Annotated in this window: 25 protein-coding genes and 2 pseudogenes; 8 read left to right on the forward strand and 19 right to left on the reverse strand. The window is 51.9% G+C overall.

The window, feature by feature from the left end; genetic code table 11:
* Positions 1 to 35 precede the first annotated feature (35 nt).
* Entirely contained in the window at positions 36 to 641 is a 606-nt protein-coding gene (locus AACS05_RS18595) for a helix-turn-helix domain-containing protein (RefSeq protein WP_045449769.1), read from the reverse strand.
* A gap of 502 nt (positions 642 to 1,143) precedes the next feature.
* On the opposite strand from AACS05_RS18595, the gene AACS05_RS18600 reads away from it, so the two are divergent.
* The 3 genes from AACS05_RS18600 to mutS all read left to right on the forward strand — a co-directional run bounded on the left by AACS05_RS18600 (position 1,144) and on the right by mutS (position 5,288).
* Positions 1,144 to 1,929: a winged helix-turn-helix domain-containing protein gene (locus tag AACS05_RS18600; RefSeq protein WP_045446772.1), complete on the forward strand. Its 786-nt coding sequence runs from the start codon at positions 1,144 to 1,146 to the stop codon at positions 1,927 to 1,929.
* Entirely contained in the window at positions 1,929 to 2,447 is a 519-nt protein-coding gene (locus tag AACS05_RS18605) for a hypothetical protein (RefSeq protein ID WP_045446774.1), read from the forward strand. The genes AACS05_RS18600 and AACS05_RS18605 overlap by 1 nt, the downstream gene beginning before the upstream one ends.
* A gap of 273 nt (positions 2,448 to 2,720) precedes the next feature.
* Positions 2,721 to 5,288, forward strand: a complete 2,568-nt coding sequence (gene mutS, locus AACS05_RS18610) for a DNA mismatch repair protein MutS (RefSeq protein WP_045446776.1) — start codon at positions 2,721 to 2,723, stop codon at positions 5,286 to 5,288.
* A gap of 125 nt (positions 5,289 to 5,413) precedes the next feature.
* Here the strand turns inward: mutS and rpoS are convergent.
* From rpoS to cysD, 12 genes and pseudogenes are all read right to left on the reverse strand, one after another.
* A pseudogene (gene rpoS, locus AACS05_RS18615) lies at positions 5,414 to 6,405 on the reverse strand (RNA polymerase sigma factor RpoS).
* A 61-nt stretch (positions 6,406 to 6,466) separates the two neighbouring features.
* Entirely contained in the window at positions 6,467 to 7,549 is a 1,083-nt protein-coding gene (nlpD, locus tag AACS05_RS18620; RefSeq protein ID WP_223307009.1) for a murein hydrolase activator NlpD, read from the reverse strand.
* 185 nt (positions 7,550 to 7,734) lie between these two features.
* Complete coding sequence (pcm, locus tag AACS05_RS18625) at positions 7,735 to 8,361, reverse strand: protein-L-isoaspartate O-methyltransferase (RefSeq protein ID WP_045446783.1); 627 nt, start codon at positions 8,359 to 8,361, stop codon at positions 7,735 to 7,737.
* A complete protein-coding gene (surE, locus tag AACS05_RS18630; RefSeq protein WP_045446786.1) occupies positions 8,355 to 9,116 on the reverse strand; it encodes a 5'/3'-nucleotidase SurE in 762 nt (253 codons plus the stop codon). The genes pcm and surE overlap by 7 nt, the downstream gene beginning before the upstream one ends.
* Complete coding sequence (gene truD, locus AACS05_RS18635; protein WP_045446790.1) at positions 9,097 to 10,146, reverse strand: tRNA pseudouridine(13) synthase TruD; 1,050 nt, start codon at positions 10,144 to 10,146, stop codon at positions 9,097 to 9,099. The genes surE and truD overlap by 20 nt, the downstream gene beginning before the upstream one ends.
* A complete protein-coding gene (gene ispF, locus AACS05_RS18640) occupies positions 10,143 to 10,622 on the reverse strand; it encodes a 2-C-methyl-D-erythritol 2,4-cyclodiphosphate synthase (protein ID WP_003034167.1) in 480 nt (159 codons plus the stop codon). Before ispF ends, truD begins: the two co-directional genes overlap by 4 nt.
* A complete protein-coding gene (gene ispD, locus AACS05_RS18645; protein WP_045446793.1) occupies positions 10,622 to 11,332 on the reverse strand; it encodes a 2-C-methyl-D-erythritol 4-phosphate cytidylyltransferase in 711 nt (236 codons plus the stop codon). The genes ispF and ispD overlap by 1 nt, the downstream gene beginning before the upstream one ends.
* An 18-nt stretch (positions 11,333 to 11,350) precedes the next feature.
* A complete protein-coding gene (ftsB, locus tag AACS05_RS18650; RefSeq protein ID WP_003034163.1) occupies positions 11,351 to 11,662 on the reverse strand; it encodes a cell division protein FtsB in 312 nt (103 codons plus the stop codon).
* A 218-nt stretch (positions 11,663 to 11,880) separates the two neighbouring features.
* On the reverse strand, positions 11,881 to 12,204 hold the full coding sequence (locus AACS05_RS18655) for a DUF3561 family protein (RefSeq protein ID WP_045446796.1): 324 nt from the start codon (positions 12,202 to 12,204) through the stop codon (positions 11,881 to 11,883).
* 49 nt (positions 12,205 to 12,253) lie between these two features.
* Positions 12,254 to 12,859, reverse strand: a complete 606-nt coding sequence (cysC, locus tag AACS05_RS18660; protein WP_045446799.1) for an adenylyl-sulfate kinase — start codon at positions 12,857 to 12,859, stop codon at positions 12,254 to 12,256.
* Positions 12,859 to 14,286, reverse strand: coding sequence for a sulfate adenylyltransferase subunit CysN (gene cysN, locus AACS05_RS18665; RefSeq protein ID WP_045446802.1), 1,428 nt, complete (start codon positions 14,284 to 14,286; stop codon positions 12,859 to 12,861). The genes cysC and cysN overlap by 1 nt, the downstream gene beginning before the upstream one ends.
* Positions 14,287 to 14,295: 9 nt before the next feature.
* Positions 14,296 to 15,204, reverse strand: a complete 909-nt coding sequence (gene cysD / locus AACS05_RS18670) for a sulfate adenylyltransferase subunit CysD (protein ID WP_003034152.1) — start codon at positions 15,202 to 15,204, stop codon at positions 14,296 to 14,298.
* Positions 15,205 to 15,458: 254 nt separating this feature from the next.
* Here cysD and AACS05_RS18675 point away from each other — a divergent pair, with 254 nt between their 5' ends.
* Positions 15,459 to 16,496: an aminopeptidase gene (locus AACS05_RS18675; protein ID WP_045446805.1), complete on the forward strand. Its 1,038-nt coding sequence runs from the start codon at positions 15,459 to 15,461 to the stop codon at positions 16,494 to 16,496.
* 53 nt (positions 16,497 to 16,549) lie between these two features.
* Here the strand turns inward: AACS05_RS18675 and cysH are convergent, their stop codons facing one another.
* The 3 genes from cysH to cysJ all read right to left on the reverse strand — a co-directional run bounded on the left by cysH (position 16,550) and on the right by cysJ (position 20,895).
* On the reverse strand, positions 16,550 to 17,284 hold the full coding sequence (gene cysH, locus AACS05_RS18680; protein WP_045446808.1) for a phosphoadenosine phosphosulfate reductase: 735 nt from the start codon (positions 17,282 to 17,284) through the stop codon (positions 16,550 to 16,552).
* 99 nt (positions 17,285 to 17,383) lie between these two features.
* Positions 17,384 to 19,096, reverse strand: coding sequence for an assimilatory sulfite reductase (NADPH) hemoprotein subunit (gene cysI / locus AACS05_RS18685; RefSeq protein WP_045446812.1), 1,713 nt, complete (start codon positions 19,094 to 19,096; stop codon positions 17,384 to 17,386).
* A complete protein-coding gene (cysJ, locus tag AACS05_RS18690; RefSeq protein WP_045446815.1) occupies positions 19,096 to 20,895 on the reverse strand; it encodes an NADPH-dependent assimilatory sulfite reductase flavoprotein subunit in 1,800 nt (599 codons plus the stop codon). The genes cysI and cysJ overlap by 1 nt, the downstream gene beginning before the upstream one ends.
* A 305-nt stretch (positions 20,896 to 21,200) precedes the next feature.
* Here cysJ and queD point away from each other — a divergent pair, with 305 nt between their 5' ends.
* The 4 genes from queD to AACS05_RS18710 all read left to right on the forward strand — a co-directional run bounded on the left by queD (position 21,201) and on the right by AACS05_RS18710 (position 23,759).
* Positions 21,201 to 21,563: a 6-carboxytetrahydropterin synthase QueD gene (queD, locus tag AACS05_RS18695; protein ID WP_045446818.1), complete on the forward strand. Its 363-nt coding sequence runs from the start codon at positions 21,201 to 21,203 to the stop codon at positions 21,561 to 21,563.
* An 81-nt stretch (positions 21,564 to 21,644) separates the two neighbouring features.
* A complete protein-coding gene (locus AACS05_RS18700) occupies positions 21,645 to 22,916 on the forward strand; it encodes an FAD-dependent oxidoreductase (RefSeq protein WP_045446820.1) in 1,272 nt (423 codons plus the stop codon).
* On the forward strand, positions 22,907 to 23,167 hold the full coding sequence (locus tag AACS05_RS18705) for a ferredoxin (protein ID WP_045446823.1): 261 nt from the start codon (positions 22,907 to 22,909) through the stop codon (positions 23,165 to 23,167). Before AACS05_RS18700 ends, AACS05_RS18705 begins: the two co-directional genes overlap by 10 nt.
* Before the next feature lie 16 nt (positions 23,168 to 23,183).
* Positions 23,184 to 23,759, forward strand: a complete 576-nt coding sequence (locus AACS05_RS18710; RefSeq protein ID WP_045446827.1) for a glycerol-3-phosphate responsive antiterminator — start codon at positions 23,184 to 23,186, stop codon at positions 23,757 to 23,759.
* On the opposite strand, the gene AACS05_RS18715 is transcribed toward AACS05_RS18710, so the two are convergent.
* The 3 genes and pseudogenes from AACS05_RS18715 to AACS05_RS18725 form a co-directional block, all read right to left on the reverse strand.
* Complete coding sequence (locus AACS05_RS18715; protein WP_045446830.1) at positions 23,756 to 24,610, reverse strand: electron transfer flavoprotein subunit alpha/FixB family protein; 855 nt, start codon at positions 24,608 to 24,610, stop codon at positions 23,756 to 23,758. The genes AACS05_RS18710 and AACS05_RS18715 overlap by 4 nt on opposite strands.
* A complete protein-coding gene (locus tag AACS05_RS18720) occupies positions 24,607 to 25,389 on the reverse strand; it encodes an electron transfer flavoprotein subunit beta/FixA family protein (protein WP_045446833.1) in 783 nt (260 codons plus the stop codon). Before AACS05_RS18720 ends, AACS05_RS18715 begins: the two co-directional genes overlap by 4 nt.
* A pseudogene (locus AACS05_RS18725) lies at positions 25,367 to 26,766 on the reverse strand (MFS transporter); the annotation flags it as partial. The gene AACS05_RS18720 and the pseudogene AACS05_RS18725, both read right to left, overlap by 23 nt.
* Positions 26,767 to 26,770: the final 4 nt, after the last annotated feature.

The raw sequence follows: 26,770 nt of genomic DNA on the forward strand, positions 1-26,770 counted from the left end.
CTGTGCCCCTTTCATTGAGTCAGGGGCGCGTATATTCAGGAAGGGGTATAGGAAGAGAGTTTCCCGCGATTCAGGATGATTTTTCCGTCACTCACCAGCTCCTGTAACACCTTATGGATCGCGCTTCGGGAAATATGGTTTCGCGTCAAAATGAAGGTATACACAGATGTTTTTTCGCGCACATCCGGAGCCATCGCCCAAATGAACTTTACATGTTCGATAATCAGTTCGCGGATAGTGCGGTGAGACTGCAACGTTTCGCGCTGGAAATAGCGTTGCAGATGGTGCGTTAAAATATCAAACGCCTGCTTCCACAGATTTTTAGCGGTGAACAGCAGATCGGCATTCTGCACGCTCATTGCCCACATTTCGCAATCTGTATCGCAGCGTAAATAGTGTCCAGCTACCTCCGTTCGCATTTGCGGTAGCCCCAGAATCGCTGGTGCGGAAATACTCACTGTCACTAGATCATTTTCTACACGATAAACAGAGACCGTCCCTTTCTCCAGAAACAAGATATTTCCATCGACTTTCAGATCAATACGCTGGCGTTTTTTCCGTAAGGATAACCAGGCACTGTCTGATTTTTTGATTTCTTCACCGATAAGCACTACAGACTTTTCTATTTCGTTCTGGAACATGGGGCTCTCTAACGCAGTTTTATGTTTTACAAAAAAACAGAAATAAAAATAAATGTCAGCCTGAAAATATGCTGACATTTATTTCCATTTACATTAATCGTGTTAATCCGTATACATCGCACTACAGATACTGCAACAACTTAACTATTATAGTTTAACCACCATGCTTTCCCTGGTGCAGTGGCGCGTTAACGGCGTAAGCCATATTCTCGCGTGGTGGTGCCAAACAGTATATTGCGCTGTCCATAGAGAATTAATGCTTATCACCTTTGTAGCCATTATTTCTTCTTTCTCCTCTTTACGCAATAGCCAAAAAGATACAATTCATTGATTTTAATATGTTTTATTTTCATTAAAAAATTATCGTTGTTGTTATATTATGATACTAAAATGAAACACTTCATGGCTCTTGCTGCAAAACTGGCAGGCATTGGTGCCCTTTAGCCTCGAGTGTTTTCAATACTGACCAACCATTGGATGAATCATCAAGAGTAGAGACACCATGTCCGAGACTGGTACCGTCAGTTATCTGATTGAAAGAAAAATAATCTTTACACCAGCCACACAATACCTGGCGAGAGTGGACCAACCTGAGCAACAGATAAAGCTCAAGCAAACAGCATCTTTATGTCTTTTATTACTTATTGAAAATCAAGGAAAGGTTGTCTCACAGAACGAACTGCTGGAATTTGGCTGGGGTGAAAATCATCGTCAGGCGAGCTTCAATGCCTTCTACCAGAGCATTCTCTCGCTGCGTAAAAGTTTTCTTCAGTTAGAACTGGATCCGTCCTTTATCACAACAATAAAACGCAAGGGACTGATTATTAATGAAGAGATTAGGATTGAGGAGATAGAAACTCCGCAAATTCTCGCTTCAGTAGCAGAGGAGTCATGCGTACTAAACGCTGACCTGACTGAATTCTCCGATGAGACACCGCATAAGCCGCTGATAACCAAAACAGAAACGATGCTCATCGCACTCACTATTATCATCTGTGGTTTGATACTGTATCCACGAACTGCCAGTGATGATTATTTTTCAGGCTATATCACCGCACAAAATAACCCTACTAATTGTCAGTATTATTTTAACCATGATGCCAGCAATTTCACCCGGCATACCTCTTTTATCGACAGAAACCCTGGGTTATGTCAGAGCAATAAATATATTTATATAACAACCTATCCTGAATCCAAAAAGTTGTCGGTGATCCTTTGCCGCTCCCCAATGCAGAGAGAGCAGAAAAATACTTGTCAGTCTATCTATTACCCACGGTACGATAGTTAATGAATATAAATATTCGCACTCCCCGACTCCGAATACAAACAGGTATTATCCTGCTACTTTGTGTCGTGGTTATTATTCTCACTGCGTTTTATCAGCACGGTAAAAATCATAATCATCTGCATAATCTTGCCTGCCGGGCAACTATTGAAATAGTACGCAATACCGCCTCATTTCGTGGGGTCATTGATATCAAAACCGGGGATAGTAAAGGCATTGTGAATATTGATGGCATTATCAAAGATGCAACGAATAATGATCAAACCGTGCAACGAATGGTGCTCTTTACACACTCCAGTTATGGTTCAAGTCCGGTCTGGGTATCACAGGAAATCCATATCTCAAACCGTGAAACAGCTCCCACCAGTATTATTCAGGAGCTTCTCCCCGATTTATTCCTGACCAACACAAGCATCTCCAATGTCGATCTATTCGCCATGAATAGTGAAACATATCTGATTACTAAAGAGGGGATCCCTTATCTTTACTGCCAGAATTACGCGTTGCCAGGAAATGAATAATGGCTCAACTTTCTGACGCCAGCTCCCCGGATATCGGTTTTATCGTCCGGTTCACGATGACCGGTTGACTCATCCTCGCATTGCGCTAAATCCCACGGATGAATCTCTGGGGTGGTCGGTGATAAGATACCCCATTCAGGCTGAGCCTAAGCTCGCCGTTACTGCCTTCAGGCTGCTTTCGATATAAAAATTTATGGGTTTATGTGAGTTTACAGGGGTTCACATGAAACGACCCAGGTACCCAAAAAGATTAAAAAAACGAGCTGAATCAATATGAAAGAGTCACTTGATACGGACTTCACCAATCACACCCCCATGATGCAGCAGTATCTCAAGCTGAAGGCTCAGCACCCGGAGATACTGCTGTTTTACCGCATGGGCGACTTTTACGAGCTGTTCTACGACGATGCAAAACGTGCGTCGCAACTGCTTGATATCTCGCTAACAAAACGCGGAGCGTCTGCAGGCGAGCCGATCCCGATGGCGGGTATTCCTCATCACGCGGTGGAAAACTACCTCGCCAAGCTGGTCAATCAGGGCGAGTCAGTCGCCATTTGCGAACAGATTGGTGATCCGGCCACCAGTAAAGGGCCGGTTGAACGCAAAGTTGTACGCATCGTAACGCCTGGCACTATCAGCGATGAAGCGCTGTTGCAGGAACGTCAGGACAACCTGCTGGCCGCCATCTGGCAGGACAGTAAAGGCTACGGCTACGCCACGCTGGACATTAGTTCTGGTCGTTTTCGCGTCAGTGAACCCGCCGACCGCGAGACCATGGCAGCTGAACTGCAACGAACCAACCCGGCGGAACTGCTGTATGCCGAAGATTTTGCAGAAACATCACTGATCGAAGGTCGTCGCGGACTGCGTCGCCGTCCACTGTGGGAATTTGAGATAGACACCGCCCGCCAGCAGCTTAACTTGCAGTTTGGCACGCGGGATCTGATTGGCTTTGGCGTCGAGAACGCTCCGCGCGGGCTATGTGCCGCAGGCTGCCTGCTGCAATATGTAAAAGATACGCAGCGTACTTCTCTGCCGCATATTCGCTCCATCACCATGGAACGCCAGCAGGACAGCATCATTATGGATGCTGCTACTCGCCGTAATCTGGAGATTACCCAGAATCTGGCGGGAGGCGTAGAAAACACTCTGGCCTCAGTGCTCGACTGCACCGTCACCCCCATGGGCAGCCGTATGCTTAAACGCTGGCTGCATATGCCGGTACGCGACACTAACGTCCTGACTGAACGCCAGCAGACTATCGGTGCGCTCCAGGATGCCACAGCAGAGCTACAGCCAGTGCTGCGTCAGGTTGGTGACCTGGAACGTATTCTGGCCCGCCTGGCACTGCGCACCGCGCGTCCACGCGATCTCGCCCGTATGCGTCACGCCTTTCAACAATTACCGGAACTGCGCGCACAACTGGAGAGCGTTGATAGCGCTCCGGTACAGATGCTGCGCGAGAAAATGGGCGAATTCACCGAGCTGCGTGAACTGCTGGAACGCGCCGTGGTTGATGCACCGCCAGTGCTGGTCCGCGATGGCGGTGTCATCGCGCCAGGCTATAACGAAGAGCTGGACGAGTGGCGCGCACTGGCTGATGGGGCAACTGACTATCTGGACAGACTGGAGATCCGCGAGCGCGAACGAACCGGCCTGGACACGCTGAAGGTTGGATTTAATGCCGTACACGGTTACTACATTCAGATTAGCCGTGGGCAGAGCCATCTGGCCCCCATAAACTACGTGCGCCGCCAGACTCTGAAAAACGCCGAACGCTACATTATTCCTGAGCTCAAAGAGTATGAAGACAAAGTACTGACCTCAAAAGGCAAAGCACTGGCGCTGGAAAAACAGTTGTACGATGAACTGTTCGACATGCTGTTACCACATCTGGCTGATTTGCAGCAGAGCGCCAGCGCGCTGGCAGAGCTGGATGTTCTGGTCAACCTGGCCGAGCGTGCATATACGCTGAACTACACCTGCCCGACTTTCACCGATAAACCCGGAATTCGTATTACCGAAGGTCGTCATCCGGTGGTGGAACAGGTGCTGACAGAGCCGTTTATTGCCAACCCGTTAAGCCTTTCGCCTCAGCGTCGGATGTTGATCATCACCGGCCCGAATATGGGGGGTAAAAGTACCTATATGCGCCAGACTGCGCTGATTGCGTTGCTGGCCTATATCGGCAGCTATGTTCCGGCACAAAAGGTGGAGATCGGCCCAATCGACCGCATCTTTACCCGCGTGGGTGCTGCAGATGACCTGGCTTCCGGCCGTTCAACCTTTATGGTCGAGATGACTGAAACTGCCAACATCCTGCATAACGCCACCGAGAACAGCCTGGTTCTGATGGACGAGATTGGACGCGGAACGTCAACTTACGACGGCCTGTCGCTGGCATGGGCATGTGCAGAAAATCTCGCTAATAAAATCAAAGCATTAACGTTATTCGCAACGCACTACTTCGAGCTGACACAGTTACCGGAGAAAATGGAAGGCGTTGCCAACGTGCATCTGGACGCGTTAGAACACGGTGATACCATCGCCTTTATGCATAGCGTACAGGATGGTGCAGCAAGTAAGAGCTACGGCCTGGCAGTGGCTGCACTGGCAGGTGTACCGAAAGACGTTATCAAACGTGCGCGACAAAAACTTCGCGAGCTGGAAAGTATTACACCAAATGCAGCCGCTACTCAGGTAGATGGTACGCAAATGTCGCTGCTTTCCGCTCCTGAAGAAACCTCTCCAGCCATCGAAGCTCTGGAAAATCTCGACCCGGATTCCCTGACGCCACGCCAGGCGCTGGAGTGGATCTATCGGTTGAAAAGCCTGGTTTAACAGGACGATGCCCTTATCAACCGGATGAGGCATTTACTCCTCCATCCGGTAATTGAGACTTCATACCTGCGCAGGTAAAAGAAAAAGGCCAGTCTCTCGACTGGCCTTTCTTGATAGAACTTTGCTTACTCGCGGAACAGCGCTTCGATATTCAGCCCCTGAGTCTGCAGGATTTCACGCAGACGACGCAGACCTTCAACCTGAATCTGGCGAACACGTTCACGGGTGAGACCAATTTCACGGCCCACATCTTCCAGTGTCGCAGCTTCATATCCCAGCAAACCGAAACGACGTGCCAGCACTTCACGCTGTTTGGCGTTCAGTTCGAACAGCCATTTGACGATGCTCTGTTTCATATCATCGTCTTGCGTGGTGTCTTCCGGACCGTTTTCCTTTTCATCGGCCAGAATATCCAGCAACGCTTTTTCGGAATCGCCACCCAGCGGGGTGTCTACCGAGGTAATGCGCTCGTTGAGTCGGAGCATACGGCTAACGTCATCAACCGGTTTATCCAGTTGTTCTGCAATCTCTTCTGCGCTCGGTTCGTGGTCCAGTTTATGCGACAACTCACGCGCGGTACGCAGATAGACGTTCAGCTCTTTTACAATGTGGATTGGCAGTCTGATAGTACGGGTTTGGTTCATAATCGCCCGTTCTATCGTCTGGCGGATCCACCAGGTTGCGTATGTTGAGAAGCGGAACCCCGTTCCGGGTCAAACTTCTCGACGGCACGGATAAGCCCCAGATTGCCCTCTTCAATCAGATCCAGCAATGCCAGACCACGATTGCCATAACGACGGGCAATTTTAACCACCAGACGCAGGTTACTTTCAATCATGCGACGGCGAGAGGCAACATCTCCACGCAGTGCGCGACGCGCAAAATAAACTTCTTCTTCGGCTGTTAACAGTGGTGAATACCCAATCTCACCAAGGTAAAGCTGAGTCGCGTCCAACACACGCTGTGTGGCCCCTTGCGATAACAGCTCCTCTTCAGCCAGGTCGTTATCACTGGGTTCCTCTTCACTCAAGGCTTTTTCATCAAAAGCCTCTACTCCGTTCTCATCAAATTCCGCATCTTCATTTAAATCATGAACTTTCAGCGTATTCTGACTCATAAGGTGGCTCCTACCCGTGATCCCTAACGGAACTAGCAAGTGAAAGCCTGGTTCCGCCGAATTATCGCTGCGGTAAATAACGCAGCGGGTTTACGGATTTCCCCTTGTAACGAATTTCAAAATGCAATCGTGTTGAACTGGTTCCGGTACTACCCATGGTAGCTATTTTCTGCCCCGCCTTGATTTCTTGTTGTTCCCGGACCAGCATCGTATCGTTATGGGCGTAGGCGCTCAGGTAATCATCGTTATGTTTGATGATAATAAGATTACCGTAACCACGCAGTGCGTTACCGGCATATACGACGCGCCCATCTGCGGTCGCGACAATAGCCTGTCCCTTACTGCCTGCAATGTCGATCCCTTTATTGCCACCTTCGGTAGCCGCGAAGTTTTCGATCACTTTGCCATCAGTCGGCCAGCGCCAGGTAGAGATTGGCGCGCTGGTAGATGTTGAGCTTGCAGTCGATTCGGTTGTGCTAACTGCTGGAGCCGTTACTGGCGCTGTGACAACTGTCCCAGCAGGCTTGTTGTTCGGCAACATTTTGTTAGCACTTTGTTCACCTGAATCCTCAGAATACGTAATTGTTGGTTTCGAAGCAACAGCAACGGTGGAATTTTGTGCAGGGTTGGTCACAACTCCTTGCTGTGCTGCATCCGCCTGAGTGATTGCATTACCACCGGTAATCGGTGCACCCGACGCGTTGCCCACTTGCAGAGTCTGCCCCACATTCAGGCCATACGGGGCCGGAACGTTATTTCGTTGTGCGAGGTCACGGAAATCGTTCCCGGTAATCCAGGCAATATAGAAAAGCGTGTCACCTTTCTTAACCGTATAGGTACTGCCGCCGGTATAACTACCTTTCGGAATGTTCCCATACTTACGATTGTACACAATACGACCGTTTTCCATCTGGACCGGTTGTTCCGCAACGGGTTGGATCTGTCCGGACTGAGTGACCGGACGCTGCACCGGTTGGATCTGTGGCGTTTGCTGTGCTGTCGCCGTTGTGCCCATTTTTGGTGGAGGCGTAATTAGCATGCCGGAGCTGGTGTTCGTTGAGCCGCCACCGCCAACAGAACTGACCGGCGCTGGTGGATTCGAGGTGTTAGAACAACCTGCCAGCCATAACGAAACCAGTGACAATGCCGCAATGCGGCGAACGGTAAATTTGTGGCTTCCCGCGCTCATTTATCCCCCAGGAAAATTTGGTTAAAACCCGTGACGTAATCACCGTGCAAAGCATCGGGCTGGACACTGGAAAACGTGACCACGATACGCTTACTAATTCCAGAATATCCAGGAAAACTCCAGGTATTCAGAACCTGTATCTACGCTAATTCCCCTTTCACTAAGGGAACAAAACGTACGGCCTCCACGGTGTCGATAATAAATTCGCCCCCCCGACGACGCACCCTTTTCAAAAACTGGTGCTCATCACCCACGGGTAGGACGAGAATGCCGCCTTCATCCAACTGCGTCATTAATGCTGTTGGGATCTCCGGCGGAGCTGCCGTCACAATAATAGCGTCAAATGGGGCTCGCGCTTGCCAGCCTTGCCATCCATCACCATGACGAGTCGAAACATTGTGTAAATCGAGCTGCTTCAGTCGACGTCGCGCCTGCCATTGCAAACCTTTGATCCGCTCAACGGAACAAACATGCTGCACCAGATGCGCCAGAATTGCCGTCTGGTAACCAGAACCGGTACCAATTTCCAGCACCCGCGATTGTGGCGTTAACTCGAGAAGCTCGGTCATGCGGGCAACCATATAGGGCTGCGAAATCGTCTGCCCCTGGCCAATCGGCAGGGCGATGTTTTCCCAGGCCTTATGCTCAAACGCCTCATCAATGAATTTTTCACGCGGCACGGCAGCGAGCGCATCAAGGACATGCTCGTCTCTGATGCCCTGCGCACGTAATTGTTCAAGAAGAGTGTGTACGCGTCTGCTTACCATTGCGTGTTAACTCCCACGCTGTCTAACCAGTCAGAAACGACCTCATGCGCACCGTAAGCGGTTAAATCGACATGCAGCGGAGTGACCGAGACATAGCCTTCATCTACGGCAGCAAAGTCCGTATCCGGCCCGGCATCGCATTTTTCTCCCGGCGGTCCAATCCAGTACAGCGTGTTACCACGCGGATCCTGCTGTGGAATCACTTGATCCGCCGGATGACGACTACCACAGCGAGTGACGCGAATGCCTTTAATCTGATCCAGCGGCAAATCCGGTACATTAATATTCAGAATGCGCCCGGTTCGCAGCGGTTCACGGCTCAGCGCCCGCAAAATACGACAAGTTACCGCCGCGGCAGTATCGTAATGTTTATGACCGTCAAGGGAGACGGCCAGCGCAGGGAATCCCAGGTGTCGCCCTTCCATTGCCGCAGCGACAGTCCCTGAATAGATAACATCATCGCCCAGATTAGGGCCTGCGTTAATCCCGGAAACCACAATATCCGGGCGCGGACGCATTAACGCGTTTACGCCCAGATATACGCAGTCAGTAGGTGTTCCCATTTGCACAGCGATATCGCCGTTATCAAAGGTAAAGGTGCGAAGCGAGGATTCCAGCGTCAGCGAGTTAGACGCGCCACTGCGGTTACGATCCGGGGCAACTACCTGTACATCAGCAAACTCACGCAGCGCTTTCGCCAGCGTTTGTATACCGGGTGCATGAACCCCATCATCGTTACTCAGCAATATACGCATAATCACCCATTGTGTTAATAAGTTCCCTTACAACACTGGTGGCGAAGCTACCTGCCGGTAGCCAGAAGCGCAACTCAACGGTTACATCATCCCACCAGTTCCAGCTTAATTGTTGTGGATACAGCAGCATAGCGCGACGCGATGCTTCAACTTTTTCACGTAATAACAAAGACTGCAGCGTAGTTTCATCAGCAATAGCAGCCTCTTCAAACGCCAGCGCATCGCGCTGAGTTCCCCACTCACCGCTGCCCGGTAATGCTGCTGTAATCATTAATTCTTTTTCATCGACACGACGCTGTAATTCAGCCTGTTCTTCCGCTGTCGCGACAAACCAACTTCCTCGTCCCGACAATTGTAGCGCATCGCCGTCAACAACTTGATTAAAGTCTGTTTTTTTCAACCGTTCGTTGACTATCTGATTAAACAACGCGCTGCGGGCTGCCGACAACCAAAAACTGCGTTTATTGCGATCGCGCACCGGAGCATCACTTTGTGCCCAGCGTAGCGCCCCTTGCAGGTTACTGCCGCCAATGCCAAAACGCTGCGCGCCAAAATAGTTCGGCACGCCGCGCTCGCTAATTGCCTGCAAACGCGCTTCAACGTCATCACGTGCGCTGACTTCGCGCAGAACCAACGTAAATGCGTTACCTTTCAAAGCGCCTAAACGCAGCTTACGCTTGTGGCGGGAGTACTCCAGCACTTTACAGCCTTCAAGCTCAAACTTGCTTAAATCAGGCATCGTATTGCCCGGCACGCGCGCGCACAGCCACTGTTCCGTGACTGCATGCTTATCTTTCTGCCCGGCAAAGCTCACTTCACGGGCATGGATTTTCAGGAATTTAGCCAGCGCGTCAGCCACAAAACGCGTGTTACAACCATTTTTCAGGATGCGAACCAGAACGTGCTCCCCTTCACCGTCCGGTTCGAAGCCTAAATCTTCGACGACCACAAAGTCTTCCGGATTTGCTTTCAGCACGCCACTGCCTTGTGGTTTACCGTGGAGATACGTCAGAGCGTCAAATTCAGTCATTTCGTTGCCTTTATGAGTAAGGCCACCGCTTCACAGGCAATCCCTTCCCCACGTCCGGTAAATCCGAGTTTTTCCGTGGTGGTCGCTTTCACGTTAACATCATCCATATGGCAGCCGAGATCTTCGGCAATAAATACACGCATTTGCGGAATGTGCGGCAGCATCTTTGGCGCCTGAGCAATGATAGTCACATCCACATTACCAAGGGTATATCCTTTGGCCTGAATACGGCGCCAGGCTTCACGCAATAATTCGCGGCTATCCGCCCCTTTAAAGGCCGGATCGGTATCCGGAAAGAGTTTACCAATATCACCTAACGCCGCTGCCCCTAAAAGGGCATCGGTCAGTGCATGGAGTGCAACATCCCCATCAGAATGCGCCAGCAACCCCTTTTCATACGGGATGCGCACACCACCAATGATAATTGGGCCTACGCCTCCAAAGGCGTGTACGTCAAAACCGTGTCCAATTCGCATTATGCATTCTCCAGATGGGTTGTTCGGGTCAGATAAAATTCGGCAAGCGCCAGATCTTCCGGGCGGGTGACTTTAATATTGTCAGCGCGCCCTTCGACCAGTTGCGGATGAAAACCACAATATTCCAGCGCCGAGGCCTCATCTGTAATGGTCGCGCCTTCATTTAGCGCCCGGATAAGGCAGTCGTGTAACAGCTCGCGAGGAAAAAACTGCGGCGTCAACGCATGCCATAAATCAGTGCGATCTACCGTATGGGCGATGTCTGTTTTGCCCGGCTCCGCACGTTTCATCGTATCTCGCACCGGTGCGGCAAGGATACCGCCAGTACGGCTGGTTTCACTTATCGCCAGCAAACGGGATAAATCGTCCTGATGCAGACACGGCCTGGCAGCATCATGCACCAGTACCCATCGGGCTTCCCCGGCGGCTTGCAAACCGGCAAGAACCGAATCGGCGCGTTCATTACCGCCATCGACAACGGTGATTTGCGGATGTTGGGCCAGAAGAAGTTGGGCAAAGCGGCTGTCGCCAGGGCTGATGGCAATGACGACTCGCGTCACCCGGGGATGCGCGAGTAGCGCATGGACCGAGTGCTCAAGAATGGTTTTATTACCAATTGAAAGGTACTGCTTAGGACACTCTGTTTGCATTCGGCGGCCAAACCCGGCAGCCGGCACCACGGCGCAAACGTCCAATAAAGTGGCTGCCATGTTAGATCCCTGGATGGTTTATCGATTGTTTTGTCCTGCAGTCTGCGCGCGTTTAGACGCGTCAGGCACCAGACGATAAAACGTTTCGCCCGGCTTAGTCATACTGAGTTCGTTGCGTGCACGCTCTTCAATCGCTTCCTGACCGCCATTGAGATCGTCAATTTCGGCAAAGAGCTGATCGTTACGCGCCTTAAGTTTCGCGTTTGTAGCTTGTTGCGCAGCCACATCATCGTTGACGCGGCTATAGTCATGTATGCCGTTCTTACCGAACCACAGCGAATACTGCAGCCAGACTAATAAAGCCAGCAACAGCAGCGTTAGTTTACCCATCCTGCCCCCTGAAAAACGGCATCAACATCCCATAATATCCGCAGACGACTTTACGTCCGCAGGTGGGAACGCCGCGACAACGCGGGCAAATGTACCACATTTGCCCGTTGTTACGTATACCCCGTGTAAGGAGAACATAATCTCATTGTTGGTTACGGTTTGAATTATGACCAATCCGGCATATAGCCCCGGACGTCATTAAAAAGAAGGGAACCAGCCTAACCCAGTAGCCACATGAACAGCGCTCCGAACATCAGCCCAACCGCCAGCAGCGTAAAAGTGATACTCAGCAGCAGTTTGCCCTTCACTAAAGAGTGTAGGGCAATACCCGCCACAATCGCGACGGGCAGCAGCGCCAGGAAAAAAGGCCAGGTATAAATAAAGAAAAACAGCGTGTTAGGACCATAAATTAGACAAGGGATCCCCAGAGCCATCATCCATGCCACAAAACCAACCACGGCCCCCGGTAATGACCAGGTGGTCTCGTCGTCGGTTTTGAAGGTATCTGACTCTGTAAAAGTAATGTTATGGCTATTACGCATATCTAATCCTGTGACCTTGACTGCCCGGGCATACAAGTCCGGTGGTGTCTCAGGATCTGATAATATCTTGCTGCTTCAGCAGGTCTAATAATTGAGAGACCAAATTTGTTACCAATTGTTCACCATCCAGATGAATTTCAGGCGATTCAGGCGCTTCGTACACCGAGTCAATTCCGGTGAAATTGTGTAACTCCCCTGCACGCGCTTTTTTATACAGTCCTTTTGGATCGCGTAATTCACATATTTCCAGTGGCGTATCGACGAATACTTCAATAAAACGCCCATCGCCCACACGTTCACGCACCATGTGTCGCTCAGCACGGTGCGGGGAAATAAATGCGGTCAGCACCACCAGACCGGCGTCCACCATCAGATTAGCCACTTCCCCAACCCGGCGAATGTTTTCCTTACGATCGGCATCGCTAAAACCGAGATCGCTGCACAGACCGTGACGTACGTTATCGCCATCCAACAAATACGTGCTGACGCCTTGTTTATGCAAAGCCTCTTCCAGCGCCCCCGCCACCGTCGATTTACCGGAACCAGAGAGTCCGGTAAACCACAGCACAACACCACGATGTCCGTGGCGTTGCTCCCGCTGTTGCGGCGTAACAGGATGGGCATGCCAGACGACGTTTTCGTCATGCAGCGCCATTAGTTGCCTCCCAGCAAATCGCGCGCACCCCAGTGTGGGAAGTGACGGCGTACCAGTGCATTAAGTTCCAGTTCAAAGGCGCTAAACTGGGATGCAGTGACATGCTCCTGTTCGACAGGCTCACGTACCAGCCCGGCCCCAACGGTGACGTTGGTCAGACGGTCAATGATAATCAGGCCCCCCGTAACCGGGTTCTGCTGATAGGTATCCAGCACCAGCGGTTCATCAAAGGTCAGATCAACCAGACCAATGCCGTTGAGCGGTAACGCATCAACTTCGCGTTGAGTCAGATTGTTGATGTCGACCTGATACTGCACGTTATCAACACGCGCACGCGTCTTTTTGCCCGCAACTTTGATGTCATAGCTCTGCCCAGGCGACAGCGGTTGTTCCGCCATCCACACGACATCCACAGCCGCACTTTGCACTGCCGGCAATGTTTCGCTGGCATCAAGCAGCAGATCGCCACGACTGATGTCGATCTCATCTTTCAGCACCAGAGTGATCGCTTCACCCGCATGAGCTTCCTGTAAGTCTCCATCGAACGTGACTATCCGCGCCACACTCGACTCAACGCCAGACGGCAGCACTTTAATCCGTTGTCCAACTTTTACGCTACCAGAGGCCAGCGTTCCGGCGTAGCCACGAAAATCGAGATTCGGTCGATTCACATACTGCACCGGGAAGCGCATCGGCTGGGTATCGACCACACGCTGGATTTCAACCGTTTCCAGAACTTCCAGCAACGTTGGGCCGCTGTACCATGGCATGCTGGCACTTTGCGAAGCCACGTTATCGCCTTCAAGCGCGGAAAGCGGCACGAAGCGGATATCCAGATTGCCCGGTAGCTGTTCAGCAAAAGTCAGATAGTCTTCGCGAATCCGGTTAAATGTCTCTTCGCGAAAGCCCACCAGATCCATTTTGTTGATTGCCACGACCAGATGCTTAATGCCAAGCAGCGTGGAGATAAAGCTGTGACGGCGAGTCTGATCCAGCACGCCTTTGCGCGCATCAATCAGCAAGATCGCCAGATCACAGGTAGACGCACCGGTCGCCATGTTGCGAGTGTATTGTTCGTGACCAGGGGTATCGGCAATGATAAATTTGCGCTTCTCGGTAGAAAAATAGCGGTAGGCCACATCGATAGTGATCCCCTGCTCACGCTCGGCTTGTAGGCCATCGACCAGCAGCGCCAGATCGAGCTTCTCGCCCTGAGTGCCATGACGTTTGCTGTCATTATGCAGCGACGAAAGCTGATCTTCGTAAATCTGACGCGTGTCATGTAGCAGACGCCCGATCAACGTACTTTTCCCATCATCCACGCTACCGCAGGTTAAAAAACGCAACAGACTTTTGTGTTGTTGGGCGACCATCCAGGCTTCAACGCCGCCTTCATTGGCAATTTGTTGTGCAAGTGTAGTGTTCATGGCGGCTCCTTAGAAATACCCCTGACGTTTCTTCAGCTCCATGGAGCCCGCCTGGTCGCGATCTATTACGCGCCCCTGACGTTCACTGGTGGTTGAGACCAGCATCTCTTCAATAATTTCCGGCAGCGTTTGCGCATTCGACTCCACGGCACCGGTTAGCGGCCAGCAGCCGAGCGTGCGAAAACGCACCATACGTTTTTTGATAACTTCGCCCGGCTGCAAATCGATCCTGTCGTCGTCAATCATCATCAGCATACCGTCACGTTCAAGGACCGGACGCTCCGCTGCCAGGTACAGCGGAACAATGTCGATATTCTCCAGCCAGATGTACTGCCAGATATCCTGCTCGGTCCAGTTAGAGAGCGGAAACACGCGAATACTCTCGCCTTTGTTTATCTGCCCGTTATAGTTGTGCCACAGTTCCGGACGCTGGTTTTTTGGGTCCCAGCGATGAAAACGGTCACGAAAGGAGTAAATACGCTCTTTAGCGCGCGATTTCTCTTCATCACGACGAGCACCACCGAACGCGGCATCAAAACCGTATTTATTCAGAGCTTGCTTCAGCCCTTCGGTTTTCATGATGTCAGTATGCTTGGCGCTACCATGGACAAACGGGTTGATCCCCATTGCCACCCCTTCCGGGTTTTTATGCACCAGCAGTTCGCAACCATAAGCTTTCGCCGTACGGTCACGAAATTCATACATCTCGCTAAATTTCCAGCCGGTATCAACGTGAAGCAAAGGGAATGGCAGCGTGCCTGGATAAAACGCTTTGCGCGCCAGATGCAGCATTACGCTGGAGTCTTTGCCGATGGAATACATCATCACCGGATTAGAAAACTCGGCGGCCACCTCACGAATGATATGGATGCTTTCCGCTTCCAGTTGCCGCAGGTGGGTAAGTCGTTTTTGATCCATAACCGTTCCTATGTAATGCCGCTATTTTGCTAACGATACTCAGATAACTCGACTATAGGGAGCGCAGGGGAGCGAATGAAATTACGAATTGGAATGAGTAGTTCCTCAAAGGAATAACGATCTGGAAAAGCAAATATCAAAAAGTGCTTAAGCTACCGAATTTCGGGCATTTAGGAGCAAATGAAATTGTTTTACCGCGATCACGGTTTCATACTAGCGGTTAAAAATTTATGCTTGGTATTTAAGGACTCATTATGTTTTCCGCATTGCGCCACCTTCCTGCTGCCCTGGCGCTCGGCGTATGCTTTATCCTTCCCGCACAGGCAACATCCGAGAAACCCGGAGTTATCGCTAATACTCAGGCTCGATATATAGCAACGTTCTTTCCTGGGCGCATGACTGGTTCTCCCGCCGAAATGTTGTCCGCTGATTATTTGCGTCAGCAATTTGAACAGATGGGATACCGCAGTGATATTCGGACATTTAATAGCCGCTATGTTTATACCGCCAAAAATAATCGTAAAAACTGGCATAACATAACGGGAAGCACCGTAATAGCAGCGCATGAAGGCAAAGCGCCACAGCAGATTATTATTATGGCGCACCTCGATACCTATGCCCCACAAAGCGATGCCGATTCCGATGCCAATCTGGGTGGTTTAACCTTGCAGGGAATCGACGACAACGCCGCAGGTCTGGGCGTCATGCTGGAGCTGGCAGAAAAACTAAAAAATGTACCGACGCAATACGGCATTCGCTTTATCGCCACCAGCGGTGAGGAAGAAGGCAAGCTCGGTGCGGAGAACGTGCTCAAACGCATGAGCGCAGCAGAAAAGAAAAATACGCTGTTGGTCATTAACCTCGATAACCTTATCGTCGGCGATAAGCTCTATTTCAACAGTGGACAAAAAACCCCCGAAGCGGTACGAAAACTCACACGCGATCGGGCGCTGGCTATCGCCCACAGCCGGGGCATTACCGCCAGCACCAATCCGGGTATGAACAAGGACTATCCGAAGGGAACAGGATGTTGTAACGATGCGGAGGTTTTCGACAAAGCGGGAATTTCTGTGCTCTCCGTTGAAGCAACAAACTGGAATCTGGGCAAAAAAGACGGCTATCAGCAGCGGGCCAAAAGCGCCTCATTCCCCGCCGGCAACAGCTGGCATGATATACGGCTGGATAACCAACAGCATATCGATAAAGTGCTACCTGGCCGTATTGAACACCGTAGCCGCGACGTAGTACGCATTATGTTGCCGTTGGTGAAAGAACTGGCGAAAGCGGGTTAATACACAAAATTAATGCCCGGTAGCGGATAGAGCTTACCGGGCCTTTTACCACTTCAACCTTCGTGCAGGCCACACTCGCGTTTAAGCCCGAAGAAGCGCGTCTCTTCTTCTGCCATGCCCGGTTCCCATTTACGGGTAGTATGGGTATCGCCCACCGAGAGGTAGCCCTGATCCCACAACGGATGATATTTCAGCCCGTGTTGCTGCAAGTACTGGTACACCGTCCGGTTGTCCCAGTCGATAATCGGTAGCAGTTTAAATACCCCGCGCTGAATGGCCAGCACCGGTAAATGCGCGCGGCTTCCGGACTGTTCACGACGCAGACCTGCAAACCAGGTTTGCGCATTCAGCTCTTTCAGCGCACGGTTCATCGGTTCAACTTTGTTGATGTCATTGTATTTCTCAATGCCCTCAACGCCCTGCTCCCACAGTTTGCCGTAGCGCGCCTCCTGCCAGGCAGCGCTCTCCTTAGCCCGATAGACCTGCAAATTAAGCTTGAGCTTGTCTGTTAACTCGTCAATGAATTGATAGGTTTCCGGGAACAGATAACCGGTATCGGTGAGGATCACCGGAATATCCGGACGGATCTGATTCACCAGATGCAAGCTGACCGCCGCCTGAATACCAAAGCTTGATGAAAGCACATACTCGCCAGGCAGGTTTTCCAGCGCCCACTCCACTCGCTCTTGCGCGCTTAGTTTTTCCAGTTGGCTGTTGGTTTCCGCCAACGCCATGACACGCTCAACTTTTGGTAGCACGTTCAATGCGTTTAGATCGAGTTCAGACATCGTTACCTCACTTATTGCCTGATGGTGCTGCGCATCTCAGGCCTACAATCGTGCAGCAGGCCAGATAAGACATTCATGCCGCCATCCGGCAATTTCACATTATTCCCAGAGATCCCGAGCGGGATCGAGCACCGGGCGAATAATGCCCGCACGCACCGTAAAGTCTCCGAAGCCTTCACCCGCTTTGCGTTCTTTCACCCAGCGCCCAATCAGTTCATCCATCGATGCCAGAATTTCCGGCTCGGTGATATTCTCTTTGAACATGCGTGGAATGCGCGTACCGATACGGTTTCCGCCCAGATGCAGGTTGTAACGCCCAGGCGCTTTCCCCACCAGCCCAACTTCCGCCAGCATCGCGCGTCCGCAACCGTTCGGGCAGCCTGTTACACGCATTACAATATGTTCATCACTCACGCCATGCTTCGCCATCAGCGTGTCGATGTTATCAATAAACGTCGGCAGGAAGCGTTCAGCTTCAGCCATCGCCAGCGGGCAGGTCGGGAACGACACGCAAGCCATCGAGTTTTCACGTTGCGGGGTAACAGCATTCATCAGGCCGCTGTCACGCGCTATCTTTTCAATCTTCGCTTTCTGATTGTCCGGCACACCGGCAATGATCAGGTTCTGGTTCGCCGTAATACGGAACTCACCTTTGTGGATCTTCGAGATTTCCAGCAGTCCCGTTTTCAGCGGACGTCCAGGATAATCCAGAATACGACCATTCTCGATAAACAGCGTCAGGTGCCATTTATTATCGATACCCTTCACCCATCCAATACGATCGCCGCGCCCCGTAAATTCATACGGGCGAATCGGTTCGAATTTGATACCTGCACGACGCTCGACTTCCGCTTTGAAGGTCTCCACGCCCACGCGTTCCAGCGTGTATTTCGTTTTGGCATTTTTACGGTCGGTACGGTTGCCCCAGTCGCGCTGAGTCGTGACCACCGCTTCCGCCACCGCTAAAGTATGTTCCAGCGGCAGATAGCCAAATTCACTGGCTGTACGCGCATAGGTTTTCTTGTTGCCGTGCTCAATAGAAAGCCCGCCACCGACCAGAAGGTTAAAGCCCACCAGTTTGCCGTTTTCTGCGACCGCCACAAAGTTCATATCGTTAGCATGCAGATCGATATCGTTTTGCGGTGGGATCACCACCGTGGTTTTGAACTTACGCGGCAGATAGGTTTGCCCCAAAATCGGCTCTTCATCGGTCGTTGCGACTTTTTCCTGATCGAGCCAGATCTCCGCATAAGCGCGAGTGCGCGGTAGCAAATGTTCAGAGATCTTTTTCGCCCACTCGTAAGCTTCCGCGTGTAGCTCAGACTCATACGGGTTGGAGGTGCACAACACGTTACGGTTCATGTCGTTGGCGGTCGCCAGTGCGTCCAGCCCGACCGAATGCAGCATCTGATGCACCGGTTTGACGTTCTTTTTCAGAATACCGTGGAACTGGAAGGTCTGGCGGTTAGTCAGACGAATGCTGCCGTAAATGGTGTTGTCGTGGGCAAACTTATCGATCGCCTGCCACTGTTTGGTGGTGATAACACCGCCCGGCAGGCGGCAGCGCAGCAGCATCGCGTGACGCGGCTCCAGCTTCTGCTCGGCGCGTTCGGCGCGAATATCGCGGTCATCCTGCTGGTACATCCCATGAAAACGGATCAGCAGAAAGTTATCACCTTTGAAACCACCGGTGAGACCGTCATTTAAATCTTCGGCAATGGTGCCACGCAGATAGTTGCTTTCCAGCTTCATACGTTCAGCGTCGGACAGCTTACCTTCGACCACCAGTGGCCCTGGATGTTTTTCACTCATTAGTAGACATCTCGCTGATAACGGCGCTCAACGCGCAGCTCACTTAAAAATTCATCCGCCGCTTCGGTATCCATACCACCGAATTCGGCAATCACTTCCAGCAAAGCCTGCTCAACATCTTTCGCCATGCGATTGGCGTCGCCGCAGACATAAATGTGCGCACCGTCATTAATCCAGCGCCACAGTTCCGCACCTTGTTGGCGCAGTTTATCTTGTACGTAGACTTTTTCTTTTTGGTCACGGGACCAGGCGAGATCGATACGGCTCAGCACACCCTCTTTGACGTAGCGCTGCCATTCCACCTGATACAGGAAATCTTCAGTAAAGTGCGGGTTGCCAAAGAACAACCAGTTTTTGCCCGACGCTTCATCAGCAGCGCGTTGCTGCATAAAAGCGCGGAACGGCGCAATGCCAGTGCCAGGACCAATCATAATCACCGGCGTTTCAGGGTTAGCTGGCAGACGGAAGTTGTCGTTATGTTCAATGAACACACGCACTTCACCTTCTTCTTCAACGCGATCGGCGAGGAAGCTGGAAGCACCACCAGCACGCGCGCGGCCTTCAACTTCAAAACGCACAACACCAACGGTGACATGCACTTCGCTTTCCACCTCTGCCTGTGAGGACGCAATGGAGTACAACCGAGGTGTCAGCGGACGCAACAGACCCGTTAACGCGTTAGCGTCCAGTTGTGCCGGAGAGAAGCGCAGCATATCGACAATCGGAGTCGTCGCCGCGTAATGTTGTAATTGCGCTTTATCGCCTACCAGCGGCAGTAATGTTTCACTGCGCGTTAAGCTGGCGTAATTCTCCACGATATTGGCTGTGTTAACCGTCAGTTCGAAATGCCACTGTAAGGCTTCAGTGAGCGGTACTAATTTCCCATCAACCGTGACAGGTTCATCACCTTTCAGCCATAACAGTTCTACGATCTCTTTCACTAAGGCTGGATCGTTTTGATACCAGACTCCTAAGGCATCGCCCGGCTGATAACGCAGACCCGAATCGCCAAGATCGATTTCAATATGGCGTACATCTTTTTCAGAGTCACGCCCGGTAATTTTCTGGTTCACAGAAAGGGAAGCACTGAGCGGCGCCTCTTTGGTATACGGACTGGTATGCACCTCGTTCACGGCACCACTTGCTGCGGTCTGGACAGAAGATGCAGCGGGGGCACGAGCCTTCAGCACATCAACCAGACGAGCACGCCATTCTGCCGCCGCGGTCTGGTATTCAACATCCGCATCCACACGATCGAGCAAACGTTCACCGCCAAGCTCCGCCAGTTTGCTATCGAAGTCTTTTCCAGACTGGCAGAAAAACTCGTAAGAGGTATCTCCGAGACCAAAAACAGCAAAGGCGGTGTTTTCAAGCTTCGGCGCTTTTTTAGAGAACAGGAACTTATGCAGCGCCACCGCTTCTTCCGCTGGTTCACCTTCCCCCTGAGTCGATGCCACCACAACCAGCAATTTTTCGTTAGCGATTTGTTTGAACTTATAGTCGCCGGCATTGATCAGGGTGACATTGAGTTTCGCGGCGAGCAGATCGTCGCGCAGAGCTTCCGCCACACGGCGGGCATTGCCGGTCTGTGAAGCGGAAATAAGCGTGATCCCCGGAACGTCAGCGACAGGCGCAGGTGAAGCAACATTTGCGCCCGGCTGCTGATTCAGCACGCCCCAGAAATAGCCAGAAACCCACGCAAGCTGCGAGGGCGAGAGATCGTTCGTGGCCGCCTGAAGGCGTGCCAGTTGCTCCGGGTTTAGCGGAAGCAAAGCGGAAGGTGGGGCCTGTGTCGTCATGCGTTGTCATGTTCCAGTAAGCAAAGCGGATTTCAGCAATAAAACCCAAACTGAAGATAAGGTTAACGGCGGTGATAGTCACAACTAAAGAAGTGATGGAAATAACAAATAACCAAATGGACTAACTTGTTTTAGCTATAGTTATTAACAGCAAAAACGATTATCTAATCGCATGAAATTAAAGAAAATAAAAAAGTTAACATCGATAAATAGTGCAATCAGGTGCTGAACGCCGTTTTAGTTAATGATAAAAAACGTACTTTCCGGTACCCTACGGCGGTTTTTCGTATCATTGAGAGCTAATCATGACCACCACCCTGTTTAAAGATTTCACCTTCGAAGCCGCCCACCGCCTGCCGCATGTACCGGAAGGACATAAATGTGGCCGCCTGCATGGTCACTCATTTATGGTGCGTCTTGAAATTACCGGTGAAGTCGATCCGCATACCGGTTGGATCATGGATTTTTCTGAGCTGAAAGCAGCGTTTAAGCCGACATACGATCGTCTGGATCACTACTACCTGAACGATATTCCGGGTCTGTCCAATCCTACCAGCGAAGTGCTGGCAAAATGGATTTGGGATGAGGTAAAACCTGTCGTCCCTCTGCTGAGCGCAGTGATGGTGAAAGAGACCTGCACGGCGGGTTGCGTCTATCGCGGCGAGTGATTTAATCGGATGTGTCAGCGGTCAACATTCCTTGTCTGACAGTCTGTTAGGGTTATGTGCTCTGGATATCTGGAGCACAACATGGCTGACGATTTCGATATTATTATCATCGGTGCAGGGATAGCAGGCACCGCTTGTGCTTTACGCTGTGCACGTGCAGGACTGACAGTCCTGTTACTCGAACGCGGCGAAATTCCTGGCAGTAAAAACCTTTCCGGCGGACGTCTGTACTGTCATGCACTAAGCGAACTCCTGCCCTACTTCCAACAATCTGCGCCACTTGAGCGCCGCATTACCCAGGAAAACCTCACATTATTAACGCATAGTGGTGCAACGACATACTCCAGCCTGCAACCTGATGGAGACTCATGGACCCTGCTGCGCTCCCGTTTCGATCCGTGGTTTGTCGCTCAAGCACAGGCCGAAGGTGTGCAGTTTATCAGCGGTGTTACGGTTGAAGCACTCCATGTTGAAGATGGCAAAGTCTGCGGCATCATTGCCGATAATGAGAGTCTACGCGCCCACTATGTGGTACTGGCTGAAGGGGCCAACAGCGTGCTGGCAGAACGGTATGGTTTTCTGCCGCGCCCTGCGACAAGTACGATGGCGCTCGGGATTAAAGAGACGCTGGCGCTGGATACACAGACGATCCAGGAACGCTTTCGACTGAACGGCAATGAAGGCGCAGCTATGCTGTTTAGCGGAGAGGTCTGCGGGGATCTGCCCGGCGGCGCGTTTCTTTATACCAATCAGCAAACGCTTTCATTCGGCGTCGTTTGTCCGCTATCTTCCATTGCACAGAGTGACATTCCAACAGCCGACATACTGACGCGGCTCAAAACGCACCCAGCGCTCCATCCCCTGCTAAGAGACAGCGAAACACTGGAGTATGGCGCACATCTGGTGCCGGAAGGTGGTCTGCACAGTATGCCGGAGCGATACGCTGGAGAAGGTTGGCTACTGGTGGGCGATGCGCTGCGCAGCTGCGTCAATACTGGTTTTTCCGTACGTGGTATGGATATGGCGCTCATCGGTGCTAAGGCGGCAGCACAAACGCTAATCAACGCCTGTCGGAAACCAGAGCAGCAAAACCTGTTCCCTGCCTATCATCAGGAAATTCAACACAGCCTGCTTTGGGATGTTCTGCAACGCTACCAGCATGTTCCCGCATTGCTGCAACGCCCCGGCTGGTATCACCAGTGGCCTGCGCTTATGCAGGCCATTTCTCATGAAATCTGGGAACAAGGGAATCATCCTGTTCCCCCTCTGCGTCAGATCGTCTGGCGTCAGTTTCGTCGTCACGGCCTGCGTCATCTGGCTGGCGATATTATCAGGAGTTTACGATGTCTGTAGCCCGTAATATCTGGCGTCCCACCGACGTTGCACATATCGTTCCAGCTCCCGCCGTCGACAGAGACATGGCGGAACTGCTGATCAAAACATGTCCCGCTGGACTGTTTTCCCTTACGCCAGAAGGTGAACTGCGTGTCGATTTTCGCGGCTGCCTGGAGTGTGGGACCTGTCGACTGTTATGCGATGAAAAAACGCTGCAACAGTGGCGCTACCCTGCATCTTCATTTGGCATCACTTACCGCTTTGGTTAATTTATAAGGATAATCTATGCCTCTGTTACATCTGCTCCGCCAGAATCCGGTGATCGCCGCCGTGAAAGATAACGCCAGTCTGCAATTAGCCATCGATTCCGATTGCCAGTTCATCTCCGTTCTCTACGGTAATATTTGCACCATTAGCAACATCGTAAAGAAGATAAAAAATGCCGGTAAATACGCCTTTATCCACGTAGATCTGCTGGAGGGAGCATCGAATAAGGAGGTCGTGATCCAGTTTCTGAAGCTGGTCACCGAAGCGGATGGCATCATTAGTACTAAAGCGCCAATGCTGAAAGCGGCGCGGGCGGAAGGTTTTTTCTGCATCCATCGCTTGTTTATTGTCGATTCCATCTCTTTTCACAACATTGATAAGCAGGTGGCACAGTCGAATCCGGACTGTATTGAGATCCTGCCTGGTTGTATGCCAAAAGTGCTGGGCTGGGTGACAGAAAAAATACGCCAGCCGCTGATTGCCGGAGGTCTGGTATGTGATGAAGAGGACGCTCGCAACGTGATGAAAGCCGGTGTGGCGGCGCTTTCGACCACCAACACCGACGTCTGGACGCTGGCAAAAAAACTGAATTAAGTTTCTGCGCAGGCTGCCAGCGCCTCAAGCACCGGTAGCCAGTCGTCAATAATCCCTACATCCGCCTGTGAGAAAACAGGCGCACTGGAGTCATTATTTATCGCCACAACAAAACGACTCTGCCTTACTCCAGCCATCAACGCCGCCGCGCCGGATGCGCCAGCCACAATACAGACATCCGGCGAAAGCAGATGCCCCGATATGCCAATCACGCGCTCTGCATCAAAACCGCCGTTCATCACCCGCGCGCGGCTGTACCCCACCTCGGCACGAATTCCCTGCCCCAGCGCGGTAATTTTATCCGCACCAACCTCACTTCCACCCTGCCCGACCACCAGCACACGATCGGCCTGCAGCAGAGGATGCGTGCTGACGTCATTTACGCTCTCCACCTCATCCAGCCAGTCAGGCAGCACTGTAGGCATAATGTGATGTTCTACCATCAAAGGAAGGGAATGACCTGAATTGTTCATCTCTGCTTGTCGTGCCAGCGACAGGCACAAGGGACGCTTGTTGATTTGCAATGTTGCCGTCAATGCATTCCCCCAGTGCGATTTGATCACTAGTCCTTGTTGTGCATCCAGAGTCTGTACCTGGCAAACGCAGCCGCCGTGCAGGCGCCAGGCCAGTCGTGTCGCCAGCTCGTCGCCCAATGGCCCTGCCGGAAAAACCAGGATCTCGACAGGCGTCAGCAGCCACTGTGCCGCCAGTGCGTCCAGCACCTGTTCCGCCACATCCGCAATTGGCTCGATAATCCAGCGTTCCAGCTCCTCCACACTGAGGTCATTCGCCGCCAACCATCCAGCCAGAGCATCACTCTCAAGAGAGTTCGTAATAATCGCTATCTTCATGGCTGCATCCTCTGACACAAATAGTCCTGCCATAATATGCGGGCTTTTTCCTGCGTTGTTGCGCCGTCGATAATGGTGGCGTTACGCCGTTGTTCTGGGCGCGCCAGCTTCTGGCACTGAACTATTGGGGTTTTATCGGGGACGGCGGGCTGGCGAACAATCTCAGCTTTTGACGCCGCCAGACGCTGACGCATCCCCGGTACGGGTAGTGCCATTTCCCCACACTGCCTGACGGCAATCACCGCCGGAAGCCGCACCCGACAACGGCGAAGCCCGGTTACGGTTCGCTGGTCAATCACAATAAAAGGCTGTTCGAGCGTAAAACGTTCTACCTGAGTGAAGCAGGGCCACGCCAGCATTTCAGCCACCAGAAACGGCGTCTGCCCGTTTTGCCCTTCGCTACTCTGACAACCAGTAATAATCAAATCCGCACCGTGATCGCGCTGCCAGCCAGCGATCTGTCGGGCAATGAATTCCGCAGCAAAGCGCAGATCCCCAGAGGCCTCCAGCAGCACTGACGTATCAAAACCCAACGCAGCAAAATAACGTAGCCAGTGGATCACCCGTTCATCACCAATGCTTAACGCAGTCAACGCCATATTGCAGCCATCACGACGCTGCGCCAGCAGCAGCGAAGCTGCCGCCTGCTCATCTGCGCCGGGTGAACAGCGCAGCATGGCGGTATCGGGACCAGATACCCCTGCCGTCGCGGCCAACCAGTCTTTTTCCGCCAGCATCCCCTGATCCGGTTCCGCCTTAAATGCTAACAGTATGTTCATTCGCGCCTCCCTGTCTTTTGTCCACGTTCCCGGCAACCGCCAGCGACAAAGCCTTCGTTTCTGGGGCCCAGAGCCAGCTCACGCCAAACCCAATCAGTAATACGCCTGTCAACAGTAACAATGTTGTCTCCATTCCCCATTGTGCAAGCGTCCAGGGTAACAGGCCGGTACTGATAGCTGCGCCAAGTCGGCTCATCGCGGTGGCGAACCCAACCCCCAGCGAACGGATATCCGTCGGAAAACTTTCAGCAGGCAGAATTCCCACTAAATTACTGACAGCGGATATCATTGTGCTGAACAGCACAAATAACATCAGCGTAAAAGAGCTACCTGAGGGTAAAAAAGCCATCGTGAAAAGCGTTGCCGCCAGCAGCAAAAAGCTCCAGAGCAGGAACTTTCGGTGAGTCAGCAGATGCGTCAATAGCAGCCCTAACAAAGAACCAGCAATCAGCAACGTATTCAACAGCAGACTGGCAGTCAGCGCATCTTCAAGACCGATAGTCTGAGCAATCGTGGGCAGCCAGGTGTAGATAACAAACCACGGGATCACCAGACAGACAAAGAACACGCTGTTAAAAACAGTTCGCCGCCAGTAGCGGGCAGAAAACAGCGTTTTGATATGCTTACCAGACGGCGTCGCCACTTCATCACCCAGCAGCACGTGCGGGCCAAAGTAGCGACTCACGATAGCATGAGCTTCGGCGAAACGCCCCTGGCGCAGTAACCATCGTGGCGATTCCGGCGTTCCCCAACGTAACAGTGTAATCAGCAATGCAGGCAATGCCGCCGATGCCAACAACCAGCGCCAGGCCTCGGGGCTTTCCAGAATAAAGTGGTGACCAACCAGGCTTGCCAGCACGTAGCCAATGGTCCATACCACACTGAATGCACCCAGCAATACCCCACGATGTCGACGCGGCGAAAACTCAGCTAACAAGGTATGACCTACAGAGTAATCGCCCCCCAGCCCGATACCAACCAGGATCCGCAGGGTAATAAGCTGTTCCGGCGAGGTCACGAAAAATTGTAAAAAAGAAGCGATAGTGATCAGCACAAAGCTAAAAGTGAATATCTTCTGGCGGCCTAAGTGATCGGACACCCATCCCAACACCAGACTGCCAAGAAACAGCCCGAGCAGCGCCGAACCGCCAATCATCCCGGTCATAAACGGCGTCAGTTGCATCGCGGGTGTTAACTGAATAATGGCGTAACCGACGACGCCAAGCACATAGCCGTCGGTAAGGTGAGCACCAAAGGTCAACGCGGCAATACGACAGTGAAAACCGTTAAGCGGTAAATCGTCCATTCGCACCGGTGAAGTGTTCATTTCCACTCCTTCATCGTCCGGTATAAAAACGGCTTCCCGGTTGAGAAGCCGTTT

It is taken from the genome of Citrobacter sp. S-77 (genome assembly GCF_963864895.1).
GTDB lineage: Bacteria > Pseudomonadota > Gammaproteobacteria > Enterobacterales > Enterobacteriaceae > Citrobacter > Citrobacter murliniae.